Raw genomic sequence first — 22,226 nt, 5'->3', positions numbered from 1 at the left:
ATGAGAACCGCTTCTCTGTTCTATATTTTTTTCAAGACTTTTACTGCTTTCACGAGATAACGCCGGCGCTCGTCATGGGGTAGGGGAAACCAGGAAGGCGTTCATCAATGTATTGCATGATCACTTCGACCATTCGCCAACACATTCCATTACCAACAATAGGCCGCCAGGGGTAGGGTTAATAGCCGGTACTTTGGCTGTGGCGACCCAGGTAGTATCAACGTCCCCGGGGAATGCTAGCCCTGATTTCTACACTTAATATGGATTTTTAAGCATGTCATATTCCAGAAGCCGAACACATATTGCGACGGAAACAAAGTATTCGAAAATTCGCCGTGAAGTTATCGAAGACGCCAATGCCATTCTTCCTGTTCAACTTAAATCGGTCGTTTCATACTCCCTCATTACCCAAAAGGCCATTATAGAGCAGCGCTCCTGGCATAATACTTTCGGTCGTCGAGTGGAGTGGGACTGGGAAAGAGATGACTATGGTTACTATCACTTTTTGTATCAGGAACCTAAGCGCTTTGAGTTAGCTATTTGGTGGCGTGAAATGAAGCTGTGCGCACTCTCTTTAGGGCAACCTACATGGTCTGGCAGTCGTCTAAGACTTGATTTCATTGAGTCTGCCCCTGGCGATAATCCTCTAAAAGGAAGCACTTTCAACTTAATCGAGATTGCGGCCAGAATATATGCTAAGCATATTGATGCTCATGAAATCAGACTTATGAAACCAGTAAACGCCAATGTAATTGACTTCTATTGTTCCAAGGGCTACGAATATAACAGCCGCGGTAACTTTTGCTTCAAGGTGTTGAGATGACTGAAGATAAAAAGCGAGACTCCGATTATGAGGAGTTCCTGCGTCAATTACGTGAGGAGATAAAAGATGGCTTCGGAGCGGTCATGGAAGATGAACCACAGGTTCAGTTGGGCTCTTTAGATTTGGTTTTTACACCCGATTCGGAGCTTTTCCCGAGTGAACTGGAAGAATACAGACCAGAGGAGAAAAAGCTTCGCCTGGTAAAGAAGTGAGCCCGCATGAGAAGCGGGCGGTAGATGAGCAGGAGTCCACCTGCCTGGATGGATTCACTGCCGATGAGCTGGAGGCCATTCAGGAGGCCGTGCTGCGTGTAAGGTCGGCCCGTCACTCCCAGAGTCCCGAGTGGGTCAAGGGAAATGCGCCGAAGGAGCTTGGGCAATATCTCGTTGCCATTGAGAGCCAGGCAGGGAGCACGATTGCCTGCTATCGCTACTCTCCTGTGTTGGGTTGGGCCCATAAAGATCCAAGTGAAACAATTGTGGCGTATATGCGCTTGGAAGATGCAGTAAGCGCGCTACCTTCTCCTTGGGAGAGCAAGAAGTAGCGCGGCGATCATATCAGATCCCCCCACATAACCTTTCCTCACCAGGGGCTATTGCCCCCGGCCTCGTATCATTACCCAAAAGGTTCGCAGGATTATTTCGATGTCGGTTTTCAGCCATGAGCTGAAGTTGGACAGGCAGAGTGAATAGGCGTGGTCGTAGCCGATTTTGTTTTTCACATCTTCCAGGCAGGCGTCGTAGCCTTGGCGGACCTGGGCCATACCGGTGATTCCGGGCGTCACGAAATAGGTGCGTTCGATGTAATAGGGGATGGCCCGGTCCAGGTTGTTGCTGATGCCGGGGCGTTCCGGGCGGGGGCCGACGATGGACATTTCGCCGCGCAATACATTCAACAGTTGCGGCAGTTCGTCCAGGCGCGTTTTGCGCAAAAAGCGGCCAACTCGTGTGACTCTCGGGTCGTTGCGGGTGGCCCAGACGGCGCCGGTTTCTTTTTCCGCATCAACGCGCATAGTGCGGAACTTGATCATGTAGAACAGCTCCGTATAGGTCGGCGTCGCGCGGCCGACGCGTAGTTGCCGGAACAACGCGGGCCCCTTCGAATCAAGGCGAATAGCCAGAATAAGCAATGGCCACACTGGCGCGCTGAGGGCCAGTCCGAGCAGGCTGACGGCAATGTCGAAACAGCGCTTGGCCGCCAGGGTAGTGGCGGGGATATAGTTCGTCGGCGAATCAATGGCGGCTGTGCGCGTTTGCATCATGGTCGGCTCCGAGGCGTTTTTGGCTGCTTTGGTGAAAACAAGATCAATCATGATGGGCCTCCAGTTTGACGCGCTGCCAGCGGCCGCTTTCCTGTCCGGACAGATAACGTAACGCGCCCAGGGCATTGGCGAAGTGGCCGCTGACCAAGTAGTGCACCAGATTGACCAGTTTGGGCCAGGGAACACCGGGAGTCAGGGCGCGGATGCTGGCGAGGCCGTAGACCAATATCTGTCCCAACAGCAGAACCATCGCCAGCCAGGAGTGCAGCGACAGCAGTAGCGTGCACAGTAGAAAGACGACCAAAATCAGAGGCATGCACACCCGTAAAAACTTGCCGGAAATATAGTTGAACGCAGTGGCGCCATGCTTCGGATTCAACAGCGGCGTAAGCATCAGCGCCTGTTGCACATTGCCGGCGGCGATGCGCTTGCGACGCTGATGATCCATAGTGAGGCTGGCCTGCTCCAGCTCTACGGCGACGATATCGCGGTCATAGATGCAGCGATGGCCTTGCGCGACGATGCGCATGGGAAGGATGAAATCATCGTTGATGGCGTTTTCTGGCAGCTCCTCAAACAGGCTGCGACGAAAACAGTACAGGGCGCCATGGGCGCCGATGGTGGAGCCGACTACGCTTTCCATCTCTTTGATGTTGGTCTGATAACGCCAGTAAGTTTCTTCGCCTTCCGAGCCGGGAGTGAGTATCTGATAAGAGGCCGCCACGACGCCAACGCTGGCGTCGCGCATATGGCGGGCGACGATTTTCAAGGCGTCGATAGAGATCAGCGCAGAGGCGTCGGACAGTAACACCAATTCCGTAGACGTTTCCCGCATGGCCTGATTGATGACGGCGACCTTGCCTTGGTTGACCTCGTTGGCGATGACTTGCACCCGCAACTTTTTCACATCGGCTTCCTGCAATGTGCGATGGATGATCGAGAGTGTGTCGTCCTGCGAACCATCGTCGTAAATGCGGACTTCAAAGCGATGAGTGGGATAGTCGAGAAACGCCAGATTACGCAGCTTTTCCGCAATCACCTCCGCTTCGTTATAGGCGGGAATAATGATGCTCAGTTCAGGATAATCGCTGCGCTCTTCCTCCTGATGACGATGTAGGGATTGCTGGCGCTTACGGTTGGCCCAATAGCGCAACAGCACGGGGTAGCCCACGTGATGGTAGACGATGATCAGCCCCAGGATCAGCGTACAGCTCCAAAGTAGTGTGTCGGTCATGATGAATTACCTCTTTGGTGGCGATTCTTGATGTGTCAGCCGCCCGCGTTCAGCAGGCGACGCTATGCAACTGGTCGTAAGCGGCGACCATGCCGCGGATATCCCGATACTGCATGACGAAATCTCTGGGGTCGGCGCTCAACGTCGTGCGCAGGCTGTAGCGCAGCGCCTTGGCCAGGGCCGCGGAATTATCCGCAGGAACCAGAATGCCGGTGGTTGGACACAGCGCCTCGCGACTGCCGCCCACGTCGGTGATGACGGCGCGGGCGCCGCAGGCCTGCGCTTCCAGCGGGGACAAAGGCATGCCTTCCGCTTTCGACGCCAGACAGAACACGTCCAGCGCCTGATAAAAGCGCGGCATATCGTCCACCAGGCCCAGAAAATGTACCCGATCGCTGAGATTAAGATCCCGCACCTGACGCTGCAGATGCGCTTCCTGCGGGCCTTTGCCGGCGAGCGCGAGATGCACGTTGGGCGGCAGGCGAAACATGGCGTCGAGCAGAATGTCATGCCCCTTTACCTCATGCATACGCGCGGCGCAGCCGATGATCGCCTGATCATCCGGCAGCCCGAATGAGCGCCGTGCGGCGGCCTTGTCTCCAGGCTTGAAGCGACGCGTATCTATGCCGTTGGGAATGACCCGCGGCTGCGCGTGAGGGATGCGGCTTCTGATGTGATCCGCGACGATTTCGGCGTCCGCCACCAGTTGCGGGCGAATGAATTTCAGGCATTTGGAGGCCAGGCTCTGATGGTTGTCCAGACCCAGATGCCAGGCGTCGTGTTCGGTATGAATCAGCACGGGAATGCGCGCCAGACGCGCCGCCGCGCCGCCGTACAGCAGAGGTCCGATATGATGGGTATGAACCACATCCGCCTTAAGGCTTTTGAACAGCGCCGCCAGCTTTAGCAGTAGACGCGGTTGCAGGCCGGGGGGTTTATCGAGGAAGTGCATGACGCCGGCATACTGACTCAGGCGCGGCCACAGGGAGACCATTTGCGACTCCCGGCCTTCCAGGCTGACTAGATGCACGTCGGCGTTGGAGCCGGCGAAACTCTGCAATTCCAGACAAATACTTTCGATGCCGCCCGGCGACAAATGCTGCACCACCTGGACGACCACTTTGCGCTGAGAAGATGTCGATGTCATGGGTATACCTCGTTAAATGGACTGCGATCAGGATTCAACCGGCGTCAGGTCGCGGGCGGATTGGAATCCGATGGCGACTTGCCTGAAGTCCGGCAGGCGCGAGATGACTGGCGCGCCGATAATTTTTTCCGCCACATCGCGACGGATAATGCTGGTGTCGATAATTTCCAGAATCACGGCGATGGCTGCGCCGAGAAACAACCCGCCCAGGGCGCCGCTGATGAAATAGACCACCAGGGGCAGATTGATGGGCGCATGGGGCGTGAACGGACGATCGATGATCTTGACCCGGTCGTGCTCTTCGAAACGCCCCAGAGCGCCAGTGACTTTGGCCATTTCATAGCGCTTCAGCAGGTCGTCGTAGATATGCTGTTTGGTGGCAATATCCCGCTCTAACTCCCGCAGGCGCTGTTCGACCTGGGCGAAGCTGTCGAGCTTGGTTTTCAGACGCGCCAGAGTCTGCTGCAGGCTGGCGGTCTCTTGCGTCAGCTGTTGCTGGCGCGACTGCGCCTGCTGAATGGACTCCAGTTGCGACACCAGTAATGGGCTGACTCGACTGCCGGCGGCGCTGCGGTCTTCATCCGCGTCAGCGAATTCCGCCGCCAGACGCCAGAGTTCGTCGATGTTTTGCGGGCTCATGCGTCGGGTCTGCGCCACCAGGGCGTCGCGCTCTTGGCGCAGCCGCTGCAGACTGTGCCGGGCGGCCACCACCAGGCTGTGCCTGTCGGTGTAGCGGGCCTGCAGTTGGTTCAGTTCGGCGCTGGCGCGAATGATATCCGCCTCAATGGACGCCAATAGCGGATTGGCCTTGAGCAACTGCGTGTTCAGAGTCTCGATGGCGGCGTCAGCGCCCGCCAGCTCGACCTGTTTGATCTGCAGTTGCTTTTCCGTTTCCCGTAACTGCTCGATATCGAAGTGCATCTGCCCGGGCAGGTTGCCGCTGTACTGGGATTTAAACGTCGCCAGTGTGTTTTCCGCCGCCAGCAGCGCCTGCTGTTGCGCCAACAGTTGCTCTTCCAGAAAATTTTCAGAGGCGTCGATGGAGGAGCGCTCCGGTGCGAGCAACACATTCAGAAAATGTTTGGAGGTGACCTCCAGCGTGCGCGCCATATCATGAGGCGAGGAATCCGTCAGGCTGATTTTGATGATATCGGAGCCGATCAGCTCGACCTTCAGGGAGTGTGAAAGCCGATTCAGCACCGGGTCGCCGATGTGGCCGCTGTCTTTATCGCCCAAACCCATTTCCATGGCGACTTCGCCCAGCATATGGCGTGAATGCAGCAGCGCTTGCAGAGCCGCCATACGCTCCTTGAGCTGGGTGGATACGGAGAAATCCGCCAGGAACGGATTCAGTTTTGACGTTTCCTGAATCAGCAGCGTGGTGTAGCTCTGGTATTTCTTCGGCGTGACGGCGCCGATAAGCAAAGCCAGAAACGGCGCCGCCAGTAAAGGCGCTACGATAGCGTAGCGGCGACGCCAGGCCGCCGCGGCCATGTAGTGCAAATTCAGGAAGACGCCAACGCGCATAGCTTACCCCTTGGCGCTCAGACGCGCGCTGGAGGCGGGCAGGCTGGGGTCGAAGCGGATATCCACCGGCAGGCCCTGCATCGCTAACAAAGCGCGCAGTTTGCCGCCCCAACGCAGGCTTTCATTGAGCGCCTGGAACGGCTGCGCGGCGTTGGTGGCCGCCACTTGCAGCAGCAATCCGTTGTCAAAACAGGTGGCGCAACGGCTGACGAACGCCATGGCGCGCGCTTCCAGTTGTTTCCAGTCCGGACTCTGCAAGGGGGCGTCAATGGCGTCGATAGTCAGCGTCAGATAGGCTGGCGCAGTTTCTTCAGCGGGGAGCTGCGTCATTGCGAACAGGGTTTGGTTGACGCGTTCTATGTCCACCCGCTCGCTTTGTATGGCGCAACCGGTCTGCAATAGAACTGCGATAATCGGTAAAGTTTTAACCCATTTGTTCATGTCGATGTCCGTTTGCGTTAGTGAGTTCGCGTGCCTGAAAATCGGGCTTGTATGAGTAGAACCAAAAAGCGTTCCAATTTTTTTTGTGTGCTAAATCAATGAACTATGCGCGGCCTTGTTTGGCTGCTCGCATTTTGCGTCGAGTTGTGCGGCGCTATGCGCAAATTGCTTCAGGCAATGTTTGACGGTTTGCGCCCGTTGCGACCAGGACTCCTGCGCTGCGGCTTTTCTCAGTCGGTTGGCGCTGGCGTGGAAGGGGCAGGCCTCGATCTGTTTTAAAGCATCGACGAAATCCGCCGCGGAATCGGCGATGCGCAGCAGATCACTGTAGCTTTCCACCGCTGGAAAACGGGTGGAGACGATACTGGCGCCCGCCGCCATATACTCCCGCAGCTTGAGCGGGTTGCAGGCCATGATTTGACCATTGCGCCGAAACGGCAGCAGGGAGGCGCGCCAGTGTTGCGCATAGGCGGGCAGCTCGTGATGGGGACGTGGTCCCAACAGGCGTACATTGTCGAGGCGGCGCAGCGGCCCCACGTCAGTCTGGACGGCGCCGATGACCACAAACGTCCAATGGGGCAGGGCGCGGGCGCAATGGCTCATCAGCTCGACATCGAACCATTCCGATACCGAACCATAAAACCCCGCCACCGGGCCTTCCGCCGGCAGATCCTCTGGTCGAGGCTGCGGCGAGCTGAATAGGCGGTAGTCCACGCCGTGAGGCAGCCACTCGGTTTTGGCGGCGGCGAAGCGATTCCCCAGGGTTTCACTGGCGACGAAGATTTTATCCGCCTTGCCCGCCAGTTCAGATTCCATCGCCGCGATGGGGCCGTGATCCACTCCCGCCAGGCTGCGGAAGTCGTCGCCACAGTAATAGACCACGCCACGTTCGCCGAGGCGTCCCACCAGGTCCGCCATTGACGGCAGGGAGGACCACAGAATCAAAGCGCTGTCTTTGCGGATATAGGGCGTCAGCTGACGTTTGAGTAATGCTGCGTTGAGCTGTCTTACCCATCTCGATCCGAACAGAGGAATCACCAACGGATTGATCAGACGACAAGGAGCGGCGTCTTGCGCGCCCTGTTGACTTGTACGTTGAGCGCTGGCGCCGACGCGGGTCATCAGCTTGCGACACAGACGCAGTAAATCATGTCGCGTCAGGCGCGGGCGGCGCAGTCCAATGGAGTTGACCCAGATGACCTCATAGTCGTCGCCAAGATGACGGATAAGGTGCTGGGTGCTGCTGGGATGCGCGCCCCAGTCTTCGCCGAAAACGATCAGTTGCTGCTTTTGCGTGGCGTTCATCATGGCTCATTCCTCCTCCGTCAGAGTCCTCAGCACCAGCGCAGGAACGCCCCCCGCCAGCACGTTGGCGGGAAGGTCGCGGGTGACCACGCTGCCAGCGGCCACAATGGTGTTGCGGCCGATGCGGACTCCCGCCATCACGCTGACCCCGGTGGCGAGCCAGACGTTGTCTTCCAATATGATCGGGCCGGCCTGATCGTCCGTTTCAGGCTTGCCGGCGGCGCGCGCCGCCGCGTCCAGAGGATGGCCAGGATAGCCCGCCAGGAAGGCGCGTCCGGCGATGCGCACGTTGTCACCCAGAATGACTTCGGAACCTACGGCAATGGTGGTTTGCCAGCCGATGTCCACATTGTCGCCGACGATCAGGCGAGGCGTATTGGGAGATGAGGTTCTGCCCGAAAAGGTTGAGAGCCCTGAGACGCGACAGTCTGCGCCCATTTGCACGCTCAACGCCCCAGTGACCAGCGGCATGCCGGAGTACAGGTAAAGGTTGCGGGCGGGGGATTCCAGCCGCGACTGAAACAATGGCGTCCAGTAGAAAATGCGCGACAGATTCTCCAGCATGCCGCTCAGGCTGCGATGAGCCAGATACAGCGGCTTGTGCAGAACGGGAATGCAAGGAATCTGAAAGCGACGAATTCCGAAATAGACGGCGCGCAGCGCGCATGCCGCCATGGAGTCGCTGTGTTTGATGCGGGCTCTTAATGTCGCCCCGGATAATGTGCTCATCGTCGACCTCCTCGGATTGTTTGAGAGGTCCTACGCAGTTTATGGGCCAAAGCGGATTATCCCCGAGGGATCAGAATCTTAGCCTGCGACGAGGGCGAAACGGGTCTTAATCTGATGGGGTGGTTATGGCGTTTTGATTTGCAAATTACAAATGGAGCGGAGTTTTCGCCAAGTGGAATTGATATGAGAGTGTCGTTAAATCACTGCTGTAGATAGATATTTGCGGGAATTTAACTAACTGGCGCAGATGTTGAAACGACTCGTAGCAAAACCATGAGGAACGAGTATGACCATTTGCAGCATCAGCATTCCCCTGCAGCAGGGGCGCCCCGTCATTTCATTGGAGCGTGACGCATCCGTCATGTTCAAACGCAATGCTCACAGCGCGTTGACGCACTTTTCCGGTCCCGGTTTTCATCTGCTGGCGTGGGGCGATCCTGCGCACTGCGATCAGGATGCGGAGATCCGAGGCAATTGTCGTCGCGGTCTGTTCAAGCCTTATTGGGGCCGGTCCTGGATTTATGTCGACCGGGAACGCAATGAAGTCGCCGGCTGCACGGATCGCCTGGGCCTGTTTCCGATTCTTTATTGTCACCGTTCGAGCCAGTTGACGGTGACCTCGGATCGGGGCGTCATGCTGGAGTTGCTGGGTGATGAGGCGCAGATCAACCCGCAGGCGATGCTGGACCTGCTGGCTTTCGGGCAGGTGATGGATGAACAGTCGATCATGCGGGGCGTCACGCAATTGCGCGCGTCCCGTTGCTTCCATTTTTCCAGCGATGGCCAGCTGCAGCTGCGGGACTTTCCTCCTTATCGGCTGCAGAAGGTGCGTTGCGCCACGCTCAATGAAGCCGTCGACGCTTTTGTCGGCGCGGTGGACAAGTGTTTTCAGTCGAGCCCACGGGTGGCGGTTTCCCTGTCCGGCGGCCTCGACTCGCGGTTAATTCTGGCGGCGGCGCTGAAGCTGGGACACAAGCCGGTGGCGTTCAGCTATGGTTGTCCCGACTCGGCGGACATGCGCATCGCCAGGGATATCGCGGAGTCCCATGGACTGCCTTTTTTCGCCGGCGATATGCGCGGCTCGGATCGCTGGACGTCCATGAAACGCATTGCGTTGCGTGGCGGTTGCGAGGTCCCGGTGCAGCATGGCCACGCCTTGGCGGATGAAACGCTGCTGGATCAGACCCGGGGGTTTACTGTCATCACCGGCACGGGCGCTGAGACATTCCGGGCCTTTTATTACGACCGCGGCGCGCCGGGCTACTCGCTGATGGCGGTGGACAGGCTGGCGTCGCGCTTATTGCCTTATGCGCGTCGATATATTCGCGAGGAATTCGGCAAGCTCGCCAACCCGGTTATTCGCGCATTCCCTGAGCTGGGGGGGCGTCTGGAGGCGCGCTTTCAGATGATGCTGGATCGCTATCACGATTGCGAGACCGACGCGGCGGACCTGATGGACAACGTCTATCTGGCGGAGCGGGTCGGGCGCATGGTGGTGTCTGGACAACAACTGCTGGACAACGATTACGAGCGCTGCCACCCCTTTTTGCATCCCAACGTGCTTGAGACCTTGGGCGCGCTGCCGGTGCGTCTGCGCCTGGGCAGTCTGTTTCACCGCAAAGCTATCGCCAAACTAAGTCCGTCGCTGGCCAGCGTTGACTGGGATAAAACCGGCAGACCCCTGCGTTCGGGTCTGCGCTGGCGGGAACGCTATCCAGGTCTGGCCGCCCGATTGGGACGTCAGCCTTGTTGGGGCAAGGCGTCCAGTGGCGTGTTTGACTACACCGCCTGGCTGGATCTGGACAATGTGGAGCCCATGCGCGCGTCACTGCTGCAGGAAGGACTGAGCGAAGGAGATTTCAAACGGGGCGTCGACGCCTTGTTGACGGATGCGTCAGCGTTGCATGTGCGCGGTCTGAACATGGTGCTGGGTTATCTGAACTCAGGCCGTCGATCGGCGGAGGGCGGGCTATGAACGCGATATGTCGAGGCGCGCAGGACTTGCCGGCGACTGCGCCGCTGAAGTCGGTGGGCTATGTATTGCCGCAATTTCCTGTGCTCACGGAAACCTTTGTGGGAGTGGAAATGCGGGCGATGCAGCGCCTGGGGCATCAGGTGACGCCCATCTCGTTATCTTATCCGCAGCAGGATGGACAACCCCGGGACGAAGCATTGGCGGCGGCGGCCTTGTACGTCGGCGATTGCAGTCGTCGGCAGGGCTGGCTCACGTGGTTGAAGAATCTTCGCGGCTGGGGACCCAGCGCCCGTTTTGCGTTGGGACAGGATGGCATCCGCGCGCGTTCGCTATTGTTGCAGGCCGCCCAGGTCGCGGCGCTGGCGCAACATCGAGGATGCCGTCATCTGCACGCGCATTTCGCATTGCACTCTGCTGCCGTGGCGATCGCCGCGGCGCGGTTGATAGGCGTGTCCTGCTCATTTGTCGGCCATGGCTTCGATATTTACGTCAGTCCGGCGGACCTTCGCCTCAAGTTGTCTTGCGCGGATTTCAGCGTGGCGGTTTGCGGCGATATGGAGCGACTGTTTCGCTCCCTGTCCGGTGGCGGAGCCGAGATCATTAACATTCCCTGCGGCGTGGAGCTGGAGCGTTTGCCCTACCAGCACGGCCTGGGAGTGAGAGGCCGGCTTCTGTTTGTGGGGCGGCTGACGGAGAAAAAGGGGCTGAGACATTTACTGGATGCGTTGGCGTCAATGCCCTCCGCGGAACGTCTCAGTCTGGATATTGTCGGCGAAGGGCTGTTGTCTTCCGCGTTGCGGGCGCAGGTCGACAGCCTGGGGCTGCAGGAACAGGTGTCATTTCTCGGTGGCCGCGAAGCGGAGTGGATCAGCGCCGCCATGACCCGCTATCACGCTCTGGCGGCGCCGTTTTGCGAAGCGCCTAATGGCGACCGGGATACTGGTCCGTTGGTCTTGAAGGAAGCCATGGCGGTCGGGCTGCCAGTGGTGACCACGCAATTTATGGGGGCGGCGGAGATCGTGCGGCCCGATTGCGGTTTTCTGGCGGCCCCGGGAGACAGCCAGAGTCTGGCCTGTGCGATTCAGCGTCTGCTGGATACTTCAGATCAGGCGTTGCAGAAGATGGTGCTGAACGCCCGCAGACGCGTGGTGGCGGAATACTCCTCCGTACGCCAGGCCCGTTTGTTGTCACTGGCGATTCAAGGGTTGTAATCATGTCGTCGCTGTTCAGACAAGCGGTGTATTACGGGTTGGGGCTGGTGCTGATGAAGGGCGTCAGCTTCGTGATGCTGCCGGTGATCACTCATTACCTGTCGCCCCATGAATACGGTCGTCTTGATGTCCTGTTGACGCTGATGAACCTGCTCGGACTGGTGATCGGCCTGGGGGTGGTGGACGCCATGTATCGTTTTGCGGGGATGGCCTCCAGTGAGCAGCAGCGACGTAAAGTGATCGGCAGCGCCTATTTCCTGAGTTGTCTGGCGGGCGTCGTCGTGTTTGCGGCGTTGCGTCCGGCGACGTCCTGGTTGAATCAATGGTTGCCAGCCAGTTACAGCGATCAGGAGTTGTCTTTGTGTCTGGCGGCGTTGGCGTTAAGTGGATTTATTTCTGTGCCCCTGGCCTGGATGCGCATGCAGGACCGGGCGGAATGGTTCTTTTGTTTCAGTGTGGGCAAGGCTTGTCTACACGCGGCGTTGGTTTATGTGTTGTTGCGCCGTGGCATGAGGCTGGAGGCGGTGTTGTGGGGCGCGCTGGCGTCCAATGCGGCGTTGGCCCTGGCGGCTCTGGCGGTGCAGAGCCGTCATATCGCGCCTTCCGCTGCGGCGACGCTGGCCAGGCCGTTGCTGAAATACGGTTTGCCCCTGGTCGGCGGCGGTTTGTGCATCTTCCTGACCCAGGGCGCCGAGCGTTGGCTGCTGGCGGGATTAGGCGGTGCGGAAGATTTGGCGGTATATGGCGTAGCCGCTCAATTTGCGTTGGTGGTGGCGCTGGCGATAGAGCCTTATACGCTCTGGTGGTTCCCCCGTCGCTTCACCGTGTTGGGCCGCGCGGATGGCGTCGCCCTGAATGCGCATTACGCGGCGGCGGGCGCCATGATGGCGTTGTCTGTGGCCATTGGCGCAGGCTGTGTGGGGCCTTGGGCGCTGCGCTGGTTGCTGCCTCCTGAATACGATATGGCCGCCCAGTTGTTGCCTTGGCTCGCCCTGGCCATGGGCTTGAAACAGTGCTCTCATCTGATGAACGTCGGCTGTTATGTGGAGACGAACACCCGTCTGCCCACGGCGCTGAATGTGCTGGTCGCGGTGGTCGCCGTTCCCGCATACGCCCTTGCGGCGGCGCACAGCGGCGTCTTCGGCGTAGTGTACGCCGCCGTATTGATATACGCCTTACGCTTCGCGGTGTTTGTCTGCGCCAGTCAGCGCCGCTTGCGACTGAACTACCCCTGGCGCGATCTCAGCATCGTGTTGAGCGCTGCGGTGTTCACCCCGGCGCTGATACAGATGGATCAATTCGTAGCGGCGGCATGTGTGGGCGGGGTAGGGCTGGCCCGCGCCGGAGCGACCTTGTTGCGTAAGCAGCGTCTGGTGTCTGCGTCTATAGAGTCTGCGCCGTGCAAGCCCTGAACAAGCGCGATCAATTGACGCTGGGCGCCGGCGGCGCGGCGCTGTTGGCTTTGGGATTCTACTTTTCACCCCATCCATTGCTGGCGGGGCTGGCGCCCCTGGGAATATTGGCGGCGGTAGGCGTGTTCAGAGCGCCGTTCCTGGTCTGTTTGGGCTTTATTCTGTTCTCATTCTTTCGCCTGCACGAAGCGTTTCCCGTCCTGGGGCCATTTCGCATTCCGCAACTGCTGGCGCTGGCGTCCCTGGCTGTGCTGAGCTGGCGCTTATTCGTTTCCAGGGCCATCGAGGTGTACTGGAGTCGTGAGTTGACGCTATTCGCGTTTTTCTTCGCACTGACTGCCTGTGGGGTGATGCTGGCCACCAATCGAGGCGCGGCCATGGGCGCGTTTACCGGCACGTACGTCAAAATCGCCATCATGGTGCTGGCCATCGCCTGGCTGACGCGTACGCCACGGGATTTTGCCCTCGCCGCCTGGGCGTTTATCGGCGCGGGCGTGGCGATCGCATTGGTCGCCATTTCCAACAAGCTGAACGGCATCGGGCTGGTGGAGGGCGCGCGGGTCACCATCGGGCGCGATATCGGGTCCATGATCGGCGACCCCAACGATTTGGCGCTGGTGCTGACGTTTCCTCTCAGTTTCGCCGCCAGCATGGTGCTGACCAAGGGACAAACCCGCTGGCGGACTCTCTTGGGGCTGCTGGCCTATGGCGTGATTGTATGGGCGATCATATGCACGCAAAGTCGGGGCGGCCTGCTGGGCATCACAGCGGTGACTGGCGTGCTGGTGTGGCGGCGGGTGCAAAACAAAATGCTGGTGATGATGCTCGGAGGTATGGCGTTGACCGTTTTGGTCGCCGCTGCGGGTATTTCCGATCGTGCTTCCGGCGGCGCGGCGGAGGACGGCATTGATGAGTCCGCCATGGGGCGAATTTATGCGTGGCAGGCCGCGTTCAACATGGCGCTGGCGCATCCCTTTACCGGCGTCGGCATCGATAATTTTTACTCCAATTATTACTTCTACAGCCCGCATTGGGATGGCAAAAATCATGCGGTGCATTCGACTTGGTTTCAGGTGTTGGCGGAAACGGGATTTGTTGGCATCAGCTTTTTCATCGTGTTGCTGGTGGGAATGTTTCGCAAGATTTTCAGTCTGCTGCGGCGCTTGAGTTATTCAGCGACGCCTGACCGCACACAGCTCATGATGACCAACGCATTGTTATCCGGACTTACGGGCTTCTGTGTGTCCGGAACCTTTCTGACGCAAGGGTTTATCTGGCCTCTGTATATTTTGCTGGCGTTGACCGTGGCGGCGGGGCGCGCCGCCGAGCGGACGCAACAGAGCGATGCGTTGGGATGATCCGCGCCATGGCGTACTTGGTACGTATGCTGCAAATACCTGCTTATACACATCCAGACAGGTTGTTTGGTCTGGCATTTTTGCAATCTGCGAAGCGTAACGCTATTGAGGTAGCAACATGAGCACCCCTTTACCTTTGATTTCCGTCGTCATTCCGTCTTTCAACTGCCTGAAGTACCTTCCTCAAGCGGTTAATTCCGTGCTGGAGCAGGATTATCCAAACCTGGAGTTGATCATTGTTGACGACGGCTCAACGGACGGCTCCAGAGAGTGGCTGCGTAATTTCACTCTGGGATACGACGGAGCGATGACCGCTCTGTATGACAAAGGTCTGGGCGCCGGCGGCGCGCGTAATCTGGGCGTGAGCTACGCAAAAGGGGAACTGGTGGCGTTTCTGGACGCCGATGATCTCTGGGAACCGGGCAAACTGGAGCGACAGGTGGCCTATCATCAACAGACCCCGGATGCGGTGCTGAGCTTTACTGACTATGTGCATGTCCACGAAAACAACAGTGCGGTGATATGCGGCTGTTTCGAATTCTGGCCGCACTTTCAGGAAGTCGCCTTGAGCGGTCTGAGAGCAGGGGATAAGCGCGATCACGCTTATTGCACACTGGAGCGCGCCACATCGACTTTGTACGTCGAAAATGTCGTCGGCACCTCCAGCGTCATGGTGTCGCGAGACGCTTTCTTCGCCGTGGGCGGCTTCGACGTCAGCCTGCTGTCCGCCAGCGACTGGGATCTGTGGCTGAAACTATCCACCGTTGGCGACGTAGGATTCACCCTGGCCCAGGACATGCGCTATCTGATTCGCCGCGGCGCCATTTCCCGCAGCATGGGCAAACGCCTGGCGGCGGTGAGAACAATCCTGTCGCGACATTTGGACGCCGCCACCGCACAGGACCCCCAGTCTCTCAGACTGGCCCAGGCGCAACTGGCGGCGGCCTACCGCGATTACCACCGCAGCCGGGGAGAGTGGTGGAAAGCAACCGCCTCCGGCATGTCCGCCTTCCTGAAACAACCCACCCGACGCCACCTCAAAGGCGTCATCAGCAGCCTGCTGGCGCACAGGGAAGTGCGTTTGCAGTAAAACGAGTTAGCTGTGCTGGAATGACAACAACCACAATAAACCGTTCGCCCTGAGCCTGTCGAAGGGCAGCAGTTTCGCAGTGACCTTGAGCCAATCAATAATCCAACAGGAAATATCTTCCCCTTGGGCGGACTGGATGGTGGTAAACGCTCTGGAAGGCCCTTCGACAAGCTCAGGGCGAACGGGGTGGGGGGTATCGCTTGTGGTTTGCTCACACGTCCTTACCCTCATGGGAACGGGAAAAATCTGACTACTGGATTGATAACAACCACCAATAAACCGCTCGCCCTGAGCCTGTCGAAGGGCTGCAGTCCCGCAGTGATCTTGAGCCAATCAATAACCCAACAGTAAATATCTTCCCCTTGGGCGGACTGGATCGTGGTAAACGCTCTGGAAGGCCCTTCGACAAGCTCAGGACGAACGGGGTGGAGTTGTCGCTTGTGGTTTGTTCACACGTTCTCTCCATCATGGGCAAGTGAGTTATCTGACTACTGAATTGACAACCACCACCCAGAAACCGTTCGCCCTGAGCCTGTCGAAGGGCCTGTGATACCGCCGCGATGGCGGGCAACATTCCTTATCGGCACATAGATGCAAGCCAGCTTTTCGACCTTTCTGCTGATATAAAAAATACCGCTTATTGACTAATCTCTGCGCGTTATAAAATCGCGAATTATTCTAATAAATAATGACAATATATTTGCTGCAGCCAGATAGTTACGACTATCAACAGCTTCATTTCGATCGGCGTCTGTTTCTGAGCAAAGCGAAAAATATTCAGGAACAGCGACAGTACTTAGCCTTTAGCCTTCACAACCTACCGTTAGAACCCTTTTGGGAAGGGAGTTGGGTTGGTGAGTTTAGGTCTGATGACGATGAGTCACATCGTCCAATTCCTGATATCAGCATGTGGTTACCAGGGACGATGATCCTTTCGCCCAAAGCGTATAAGGTGCTCGCAGAGCTGATTTCGACATGCGGGGAATTACTGCCCGTTAATTGCCAGGGAGAGCGGTTTTACATTTTTAATTGCATGACAATAGTGAACGCGGATGAAGCAGGTAGCAGAAGAACGATGGAGGGAGGGCGTATTGTTTCTATCGACAAGTTGAATTTCAGTCCTACAAGTCGTGCGATCTTTAAGACCACGTATGACAATACATGGGGGCTCTACTGTCAGGAAGCAGTGAAAGACGCTATCGAGAGGAGCCACCTGTCTGGCATGCAGGTCAGTGAGGAGCTGTCCAGATCGTTTGATCAATAAGGCGCCTATCTGCCTTAAATTTGATGTCGCAGGTTGGAGTGGCGACATTAAATATTCGGGCTAACAAGTCATCTGGCGAAGCGTATGACTATCTACAGAATGCGAACCGATGGAAGTGAGTTTCAAGAGCTAATTTTTGATCGGTTTTTGTACCTGAACAAAGTTGGTGGATTGGGAATACAATAACCAAGTTCCGTTCGCCCTGAGCCTGTCGAAGGGCCTGGGTATCGTCACCTTGCTAATTCGGTAGTAATACAATTCTATTGATAGGGATCTTTTTGAGTTAACGCTCTGGGAAGCCCTTCGACAGGCTCAGGGCGAACGGGGTATGGTTTACCCTGAATCTTTCCTCTTTCCTCTTTCCTCTTTCAGATGGACGATGGTGATTCGACTGCCAGATTGATAGGCAGTGAGTTGCTGGAAGATTTATCCCGTTCGTTTGACTAAGCCTCGGCGCGCTAATCTCAAAACAGGTCGCATGTTTATTCCGTCATAAAGACGCATGCTGTTTCCCCAGGGTTAATCGGCCCAACCTTCCTCTAAAAAGCCTTATCATCCACTATCATTTCCTGACAACTTTAAACTCAAAAAGAAACACAGTTACGCCCTTTGTTTTTACTCTCATAGAGGCGTTCGTCCGCCAGTTGTAGCAGGGATTCCATTTCGTAGACGTCTTTCAGGGAGCTGAGGGCGGCGACGCCGAAGCTGGCGGTGAAGTTGAGTTCGCCGTTTTCGGTGGTCATCACGGAGTGCTCCAGAATGCTGCGCAATTTTTCTGCGGTGCGGACGCCTTTTTCCAGTTCTGTGTTGGGCAACACAATAACGAATTCTTCACCGCCGTAGCGGCACACCCAATCGACGTTTTGGCGCAGGTTTTCAGACAGGGTGCGGGCGAAGAACTTGAGGGCGCGGTCGCCGATCAAATGGCCGTGGCCGTCGTTGATGCGTTTGAAGTAGTCGATGTCGGTCATGATTACCGATAGCTCGATGTGATAGCGTTTGGAGCGTTTAATTTCCCCGGGCAGCCTGGTGTACAGAAAGTGCCGGTTATAGACGTTGGTTAACGGGTCGCGCTCCGCCAACTGGGCGATTCTCTCTTTCTGCTCTTCCAGCTTGCGATGTTGTTGGATGATGCGCGCGCCGCATTTGACCCGCGCCATCATTTCGCTGGGGGAGGCGGATTTTTTGATGAAGTCGTCGGCGCCGGCGCTGAGTCCTTCCACTACTTCCGCAGAGGTTTCCTTACCGGTCAACAGGATGATGTAATGGTAGCCTTGCTCCCAGCGTCGCACCTGCATGCAAAAATCCAGACCTGAGAATGCGGGCATCATCCAGTCGGTGAGGATGATTGAGCAGGGATGGGTTTTCAGGATGTGCAATCCCTCCTCGGCGCTGGCGGCTTTCAGCACTTTATGGCCAGCTTCTTCCAGCAGCAGGGAAATGTACTCGCGGAAGAAAAAGTCATCGTCGACCAGCAGCACTTGCATCCCGGATTGTTGACCTGAGCTCTCGAACTCTTTCTTCGGCACGGTTGGCGACTTCATATAAACGCCCTCAGCGGAGTGGTTGTATTCATAATCGTGGTGCTCTAAACAGCGCAGGCCTTTTCGTAAATGGAAAGCAGTTTAGGAATGCAGGCCGCGGCGCTGTACTGGCTCGCGACGCGATTGGCTGCGGCGATACGCAGGCGACGGCGCTCATAAAGCGTTTGTGTTCGCCACCTTTCAATAGCGTTAGCGAAGGCGTCCGCGGCGCCGGCGCAAATAAACCCGTTCTCACCATGATCTATCAGCTGGGGCAGGTCGCCGACGGCGGTGGAAAAAACCGCAATGCCGCGGGACATGGCTTCCAGAGCTGCATAAGGCAGGCCTTCCGTATTGGACGTGATCAACAGCTCATCGGCGTTACGCCAGATTTTCTGTTGGTCCGGCTCGCTACCATGTAGCGTCAGGTTGTCTGGCGCCCGTGCTCGGAGCGTGGGTTCCAGCGAACCAGAGCCGTACATATGGAATTCCGTCTCGGGAAGGCGGGCGGCGATATCGAGAAAGAGGGAAGGCCCTTTCTCCTTCTCCAGTCTGCCTACAAACAGGACTCGTTTTTGCTGGTTCTCCCAGGGCAGGTCCAGCACCGGCGCGTCGATAAAATTGTTGACCAGATCGCTGGCCCAGGGACGCAGTCGTTGCTGAATGTCGCGACTGACGCAAATGTTGGTGGAGAGGCCAGCGCTTAGCTTATCAATCAACGTATAAAACCAGAGCTTGCCAGCGCCGCGATCGCCGTTGTGGAACGTCGAGACGCATGGCGCACCGGTTGCGGCGCCGGCCAGACGACCCATGACGCCCGCCTTGTAGCCGTGGGTATGCAGAACATCGGCGGACGTCGAATTCAGCAGGTGAATCAGCTCCCGCAAGCCCCGTTTTAGTTTCACCGTCGGAACGCCACTCGCGGCGAGTTGCTGTTCCAGTGGATGCGCGCCGTAGTCCGCCAGCAACGCTAAAATCACATTGACGCCATGGGCCTGTAAGCCGGGGGCGAGGTGCGAGATATGCGTTTCTATGCCGCCGTAGCCACGGCTGTCCAGGGCTAGCAGGACAGTTTTAGGCGTCATTGAGCTTTCCGGACTGAGACGTAACGGTTGCATTAGCGTCACCTTCTGATACGTAGTTATACAGACTCACTCAAGATTCAAGCCAGAAGCCTCTGTGCTGAGTTTGGGCTCTGTTTTTACAAGGGTTTTAGAGGACTGACGCAAACTTGCGGCTTGAGGCGCTGCATCGAATAGATGGCGTTTCGGCAATGCCACTCTCGATTTGCATTGCAATCCGCCAATGAGAACTAGTTAAGGACGGATGATCGCAGTTCTGACGGGGCATGCGACTTGGGCATAAAACCTGCTGTCATAGGTAAAACACATGTATGTAAAACACATGTAGATAAAACACGAGTAGTTAAAACTCATCAGGAAACGAAAGCATGACGGAAAAGCAGACCCGCTTCTGGTCGACCACCGGCGCATTGCTGGTCATAGCTGCCCTGGGGGCTGGCGCGTTTTGGCCGGTGAAGTCCTGGCCCTGGCCGCGCTATATGGGAGAGCTAATGGATCTCGCGCATCTTCCGGCCGGGTTCATTCTTTATCTGATTACGCCCATGCTGGCCCCACGGCTGGCGAGACGTCCGCTTGCGCGCATCCTGGCGTTGACCGCCTTGCTGGTCTTGATGGAGCTGGTGCAGCCTTTGGTGGGGAGAAGCCGCAGCCTGGAGGACGCGGTGATGGGCGTGGCGGGCCTGATGGCGGGATGGCTGTGGGGCGGGCTGGGCTATAGCGAGCGTTCAGGGCGCGGCTTGTCCCTGCGCATCCTGGCGATCGGCCTGATGCTTGGCGCGGTCTGCTGGCGGGGCGCCGGACTCTGGTGGCTGCTGCGGCAGAGCCTGACGTTTCCTGAACTATTGGAGATGGAGTCGCGGTTGACGCTGCAGGCCTCCTGGCGCGGGTTGGGAACGCCGAAGATTTTGCTGCTGCAGGAGGCGCCTGGAGGAAATGGGGAAGAGGAAAGCGCTAAACAGTCGTTTATCCGCGCGCGGTCGGGAGCCGGGCGCTGGTTTGGGTTTGAATTCGTCAATCCGGATCGTTCCTGGCGCGGATATTCGCAACTCTGTCTGACCGTAAGAACCCATACTGAAACCGGCGAAGGACGACTGGTTGTGCGTATTGGCGATGGGGATTCGGTCAACTACATGAGCAGCGCCACATTTGAGCGGGATATCGACGCCGCCTGGTCGCGACACTGCTTTTCTCTGGACCAGCTACGCTCAGTGGACGGTAGGCGATTGAACCCTGAACGCATGCGCGAAATCCTGATCTATATGGCGTCTGGCGAGCCAGTGCGATACCTGGATTTGCAAAGCGCGAATCTGCAATGATGATGGCGTCGGGGCGGGTTTTAAGCACAGGTTTTGATAGACAAAACTGATCGGACCCCCGCCTTGACGTAACCTGCGTCCACTTCTACATTCCAAACATACCCCTCCCGAGGATAAATCGCGACCACTCATGGAACAGATACTGCTCGCCCGCCAACCTATTGTCGACGCATCGCTGGAAATAGTGGGGTATGAGTTGCTGTTTCGTTCCAATGACCCCGCTGCAGGTCCGATTCTGGATGGCGATAAAGCCACTTCTGTGGTGCTGCTGAATGCGTTTACCGAGAAAAGCATCCAGGAGGTCACCTCTGGCCATCTGGCGTTCGTCAACTTCACTGAACAGTTGTTGATGGAGCCGCCGCCGTTTCCGAAAGACCTGCTGGTGATCGAGATTCTGGAGTCGGTTGAACCCACCAAGGAAATCTGTGAAGCCGTGGCGCGCCTGGCCAAACGCGGTTACACCATCGCCCTGGACGACTACGATCTGAATAGCAGGCAGGAAGTGTTGCTGGAGTACGCCTCTATCGTAAAACTGGAGTTTCCGGCGATTGAGAAGGGGGCGTTGAAAGGCTTGGTGGACAAGATCCGTAAACGTAAGAAAGTGCGTTTGCTGGCGGAAAAAATTGAAACCCACGACGACTTCGAGTTCTGCCTCAATAACGGCTGTGACCTGTTTCAGGGGTATTTCTTCAGCAAGCCGGAGATCGTCACCGGCCGCAAAATGCCCCAGAGCAAGCTGGCGGTGCTGCGTTTGATCGCCATGGTGCAGAATCCAGACGCCTCGTTCGATCAGATCGTGAAAACCATCGCCAGCGATCCGCCCCTGAGCGTCAAGCTGCTGCAACTGATCAACTCCATTTCGTTCCGGCGTCCGCAACCGATTGACTCCATTCACAAGGCGGCGGTGTTGCTTGGATTGGAGCAACTGCGGGCCTGGGTGATGTTGCTGGCGCTGTCCGGCATCGAAGACAAGCCGAAAGCGCTGATTGTCATTGCGCTGATTCGCGCCCGCATGTGTGAACAGATTGCGGCGATCATTGAGCCAGATAAGCGCGACACCTATTTCACTATTGGCCTGTTTTCCACGCTGGATGCGTTCTTTGATCGCACGATCGAGGAAATTCTCAGCAAACTGCCGCTTTCCGCCATGGTGATCGACGCGTTGCTCAAAGGCGAGGGTAAAGCCGGCCTGGCGTTGATTACCGTGCGCCTGTATGAACGCTGCGATATGCAGAATATTCCCTGGGCGCAGCTGGAAGAGCTGGGCTTGAGCGGCCCCGCCATCAGTAAGCTGTACCGCGACAGTATTGTATGGGCGGACGAGCGTTCCAGTCTGAAGACATAGGCGTTGCTGACGCCGCCAATAGCGGCGGGATCATACAGATTTCCTCTTGCGCCACCAGCTTTTCTACCCAAGACAGTGTTTGCTCCCTCAGATAGACTGCCCGGTTCTGGGCGTTCACTCCTTTAAAAATAATCCGCCCGCCAAGCCTGAAAACACTGATGAGAAGGTATTTAACAATATCGA

19 protein-coding genes are annotated in these 22,226 nt (G+C 57.2%); 10 read left to right on the top strand and 9 right to left on the bottom strand.

Going from position 1 to position 22,226, the window contains the following annotated elements; translation table 11 throughout:
• Positions 1-274 precede the first annotated feature (274 nt).
• Both EUZ85_RS19730 and EUZ85_RS19725 read left to right on the top strand, forming a co-directional pair.
• Positions 275-823 carry a hypothetical protein gene (locus tag EUZ85_RS19730; protein ID WP_127971154.1) on the top strand — a complete coding sequence of 183 codons (549 nt, stop codon included), beginning with the start codon at positions 275-277 and terminating at the stop codon, positions 821-823.
• Positions 820-1,035, top strand: a complete 216-nt coding sequence (locus EUZ85_RS19725) for a hypothetical protein (protein WP_127971152.1) — start codon at positions 820-822, stop codon at positions 1,033-1,035. Before EUZ85_RS19730 ends, EUZ85_RS19725 begins: the two co-directional genes overlap by 4 nt.
• Before the next feature lie 380 nt (positions 1,036-1,415).
• On the opposite strand, the gene EUZ85_RS19720 is transcribed toward EUZ85_RS19725, so the two are convergent.
• From EUZ85_RS19720 to EUZ85_RS19690, 7 genes are all read right to left on the bottom strand, one after another.
• Positions 1,416-2,135 (bottom strand): sugar transferase, encoded by a 720-nt coding sequence (locus tag EUZ85_RS19720; protein ID WP_241566811.1) that lies wholly within the window; start codon positions 2,133-2,135, stop codon positions 1,416-1,418.
• Positions 2,128-3,318 (bottom strand): glycosyltransferase family 2 protein, encoded by a 1,191-nt coding sequence (locus tag EUZ85_RS19715; protein WP_127971150.1) that lies wholly within the window; start codon positions 3,316-3,318, stop codon positions 2,128-2,130. Before EUZ85_RS19715 ends, EUZ85_RS19720 begins: the two co-directional genes overlap by 8 nt.
• Positions 3,319-3,367: 49 nt before the next feature.
• Positions 3,368-4,465 (bottom strand): glycosyltransferase, encoded by a 1,098-nt coding sequence (locus tag EUZ85_RS19710; RefSeq protein ID WP_127971148.1) that lies wholly within the window; start codon positions 4,463-4,465, stop codon positions 3,368-3,370.
• Between the two features lie 27 nt (positions 4,466-4,492).
• Positions 4,493-5,992: a chain-length determining protein gene (locus tag EUZ85_RS19705; protein ID WP_127971146.1), complete on the bottom strand. Its 1,500-nt coding sequence runs from the start codon at positions 5,990-5,992 to the stop codon at positions 4,493-4,495.
• A gap of 3 nt (positions 5,993-5,995) precedes the next feature.
• A complete protein-coding gene (locus tag EUZ85_RS19700) occupies positions 5,996-6,433 on the bottom strand; it encodes a hypothetical protein (RefSeq protein ID WP_127971144.1) in 438 nt (145 codons plus the stop codon).
• Between the two features lie 90 nt (positions 6,434-6,523).
• A complete protein-coding gene (locus EUZ85_RS19695; protein WP_127971142.1) occupies positions 6,524-7,741 on the bottom strand; it encodes a glycosyltransferase in 1,218 nt (405 codons plus the stop codon).
• Positions 7,742-7,744: 3 nt separating this feature from the next.
• Complete coding sequence (locus EUZ85_RS19690; protein ID WP_206617925.1) at positions 7,745-8,467, bottom strand: DapH/DapD/GlmU-related protein; 723 nt, start codon at positions 8,465-8,467, stop codon at positions 7,745-7,747.
• Between the two features lie 286 nt (positions 8,468-8,753).
• Here EUZ85_RS19690 and EUZ85_RS19685 point away from each other — a divergent pair, with 286 nt between their 5' ends.
• The 6 genes from EUZ85_RS19685 to EUZ85_RS19660 all read left to right on the top strand — a co-directional run bounded on the left by EUZ85_RS19685 (position 8,754) and on the right by EUZ85_RS19660 (position 16,777).
• Positions 8,754-10,442 (top strand): asparagine synthase-related protein, encoded by a 1,689-nt coding sequence (locus EUZ85_RS19685; protein WP_127971140.1) that lies wholly within the window; start codon positions 8,754-8,756, stop codon positions 10,440-10,442.
• The gene (locus EUZ85_RS19680) at positions 10,439-11,653 is read left to right on the top strand and encodes a glycosyltransferase (RefSeq protein ID WP_127971138.1); all 1,215 of its coding nucleotides are present in this window, start codon (positions 10,439-10,441) and stop codon (positions 11,651-11,653) included. The genes EUZ85_RS19685 and EUZ85_RS19680 overlap by 4 nt, the downstream gene beginning before the upstream one ends.
• Positions 11,654-11,655: 2 nt before the next feature.
• The gene (locus tag EUZ85_RS19675) at positions 11,656-13,065 is read left to right on the top strand and encodes a lipopolysaccharide biosynthesis protein (RefSeq protein WP_127971137.1); all 1,410 of its coding nucleotides are present in this window, start codon (positions 11,656-11,658) and stop codon (positions 13,063-13,065) included.
• Entirely contained in the window at positions 13,053-14,423 is a 1,371-nt protein-coding gene (locus EUZ85_RS19670; protein ID WP_127971135.1) for an O-antigen ligase, read from the top strand. The genes EUZ85_RS19675 and EUZ85_RS19670 overlap by 13 nt, the downstream gene beginning before the upstream one ends.
• A 118-nt stretch (positions 14,424-14,541) precedes the next feature.
• Positions 14,542-15,513, top strand: coding sequence for a glycosyltransferase family A protein (locus EUZ85_RS19665; protein ID WP_127971133.1), 972 nt, complete (start codon positions 14,542-14,544; stop codon positions 15,511-15,513).
• A gap of 700 nt (positions 15,514-16,213) precedes the next feature.
• On the top strand, positions 16,214-16,777 hold the full coding sequence (locus EUZ85_RS19660; RefSeq protein ID WP_127971131.1) for a hypothetical protein: 564 nt from the start codon (positions 16,214-16,216) through the stop codon (positions 16,775-16,777).
• 584 nt (positions 16,778-17,361) lie between these two features.
• Here the strand turns inward: EUZ85_RS19660 and EUZ85_RS19655 are convergent.
• The gene (locus tag EUZ85_RS19655) at positions 17,362-18,321 is read right to left on the bottom strand and encodes a diguanylate cyclase (RefSeq protein ID WP_127971129.1); all 960 of its coding nucleotides are present in this window, start codon (positions 18,319-18,321) and stop codon (positions 17,362-17,364) included.
• 44 nt (positions 18,322-18,365) lie between these two features.
• Entirely contained in the window at positions 18,366-19,418 is a 1,053-nt protein-coding gene (locus tag EUZ85_RS19650; RefSeq protein ID WP_127971127.1) for a glycosyltransferase family 4 protein, read from the bottom strand.
• Between the two features lie 332 nt (positions 19,419-19,750).
• Between EUZ85_RS19650 and EUZ85_RS19645 the strand changes: the two genes are divergently transcribed.
• Both EUZ85_RS19645 and EUZ85_RS19640 read left to right on the top strand, forming a co-directional pair.
• Positions 19,751-20,698, top strand: a complete 948-nt coding sequence (locus tag EUZ85_RS19645) for a hypothetical protein (protein WP_127971125.1) — start codon at positions 19,751-19,753, stop codon at positions 20,696-20,698.
• Between the two features lie 130 nt (positions 20,699-20,828).
• A complete protein-coding gene (locus EUZ85_RS19640) occupies positions 20,829-22,043 on the top strand; it encodes an EAL and HDOD domain-containing protein (RefSeq protein WP_127971123.1) in 1,215 nt (404 codons plus the stop codon).
• Positions 22,044-22,226: the final 183 nt, after the last annotated feature.

Source organism: Hahella sp. KA22 (assembly GCF_004135205.1).
GTDB lineage: Bacteria > Pseudomonadota > Gammaproteobacteria > Pseudomonadales > Oleiphilaceae > Hahella.
The sequence above is the reverse complement of the archived record's forward strand: the minus strand, read 5'-3'. Positions and strand labels throughout refer to the sequence as shown.

Coding starts and splice junctions, on each gene's coding strand:
- EUZ85_RS19730 (WP_127971154.1), top strand. CDS start 275: ATGTCATATTCCAGAAGCCGAACACATATTGCGACGGAAACAAAGTAT.
- EUZ85_RS19725 (WP_127971152.1), top strand. CDS start 820: ATGACTGAAGATAAAAAGCGAGACTCCGATTATGAGGAGTTCCTGCGT.
- EUZ85_RS19720 (WP_241566811.1), bottom strand. CDS start 2,135: ATGATTGATCTTGTTTTCACCAAAGCAGCCAAAAACGCCTCGGAGCCG.
- EUZ85_RS19715 (WP_127971150.1), bottom strand. CDS start 3,318: ATGACCGACACACTACTTTGGAGCTGTACGCTGATCCTGGGGCTGATC.
- EUZ85_RS19710 (WP_127971148.1), bottom strand. CDS start 4,465: ATGACATCGACATCTTCTCAGCGCAAAGTGGTCGTCCAGGTGGTGCAG.
- EUZ85_RS19705 (WP_127971146.1), bottom strand. CDS start 5,992: ATGCGCGTTGGCGTCTTCCTGAATTTGCACTACATGGCCGCGGCGGCC.
- EUZ85_RS19700 (WP_127971144.1), bottom strand. CDS start 6,433: ATGAACAAATGGGTTAAAACTTTACCGATTATCGCAGTTCTATTGCAG.
- EUZ85_RS19695 (WP_127971142.1), bottom strand. CDS start 7,741: ATGATGAACGCCACGCAAAAGCAGCAACTGATCGTTTTCGGCGAAGAC.
- EUZ85_RS19690 (WP_206617925.1), bottom strand. CDS start 8,467: ATGAGCACATTATCCGGGGCGACATTAAGAGCCCGCATCAAACACAGC.
- EUZ85_RS19685 (WP_127971140.1), top strand. CDS start 8,754: ATGACCATTTGCAGCATCAGCATTCCCCTGCAGCAGGGGCGCCCCGTC.
- EUZ85_RS19680 (WP_127971138.1), top strand. CDS start 10,439: ATGAACGCGATATGTCGAGGCGCGCAGGACTTGCCGGCGACTGCGCCG.
- EUZ85_RS19675 (WP_127971137.1), top strand. CDS start 11,656: ATGTCGTCGCTGTTCAGACAAGCGGTGTATTACGGGTTGGGGCTGGTG.
- EUZ85_RS19665 (WP_127971133.1), top strand. CDS start 14,542: ATGAGCACCCCTTTACCTTTGATTTCCGTCGTCATTCCGTCTTTCAAC.
- EUZ85_RS19655 (WP_127971129.1), bottom strand. CDS start 18,321: ATGAAGTCGCCAACCGTGCCGAAGAAAGAGTTCGAGAGCTCAGGTCAA.
- EUZ85_RS19650 (WP_127971127.1), bottom strand. CDS start 19,418: ATGCAACCGTTACGTCTCAGTCCGGAAAGCTCAATGACGCCTAAAACT.
- EUZ85_RS19645 (WP_127971125.1), top strand. CDS start 19,751: ATGACGGAAAAGCAGACCCGCTTCTGGTCGACCACCGGCGCATTGCTG.
- EUZ85_RS19640 (WP_127971123.1), top strand. CDS start 20,829: ATGGAACAGATACTGCTCGCCCGCCAACCTATTGTCGACGCATCGCTG.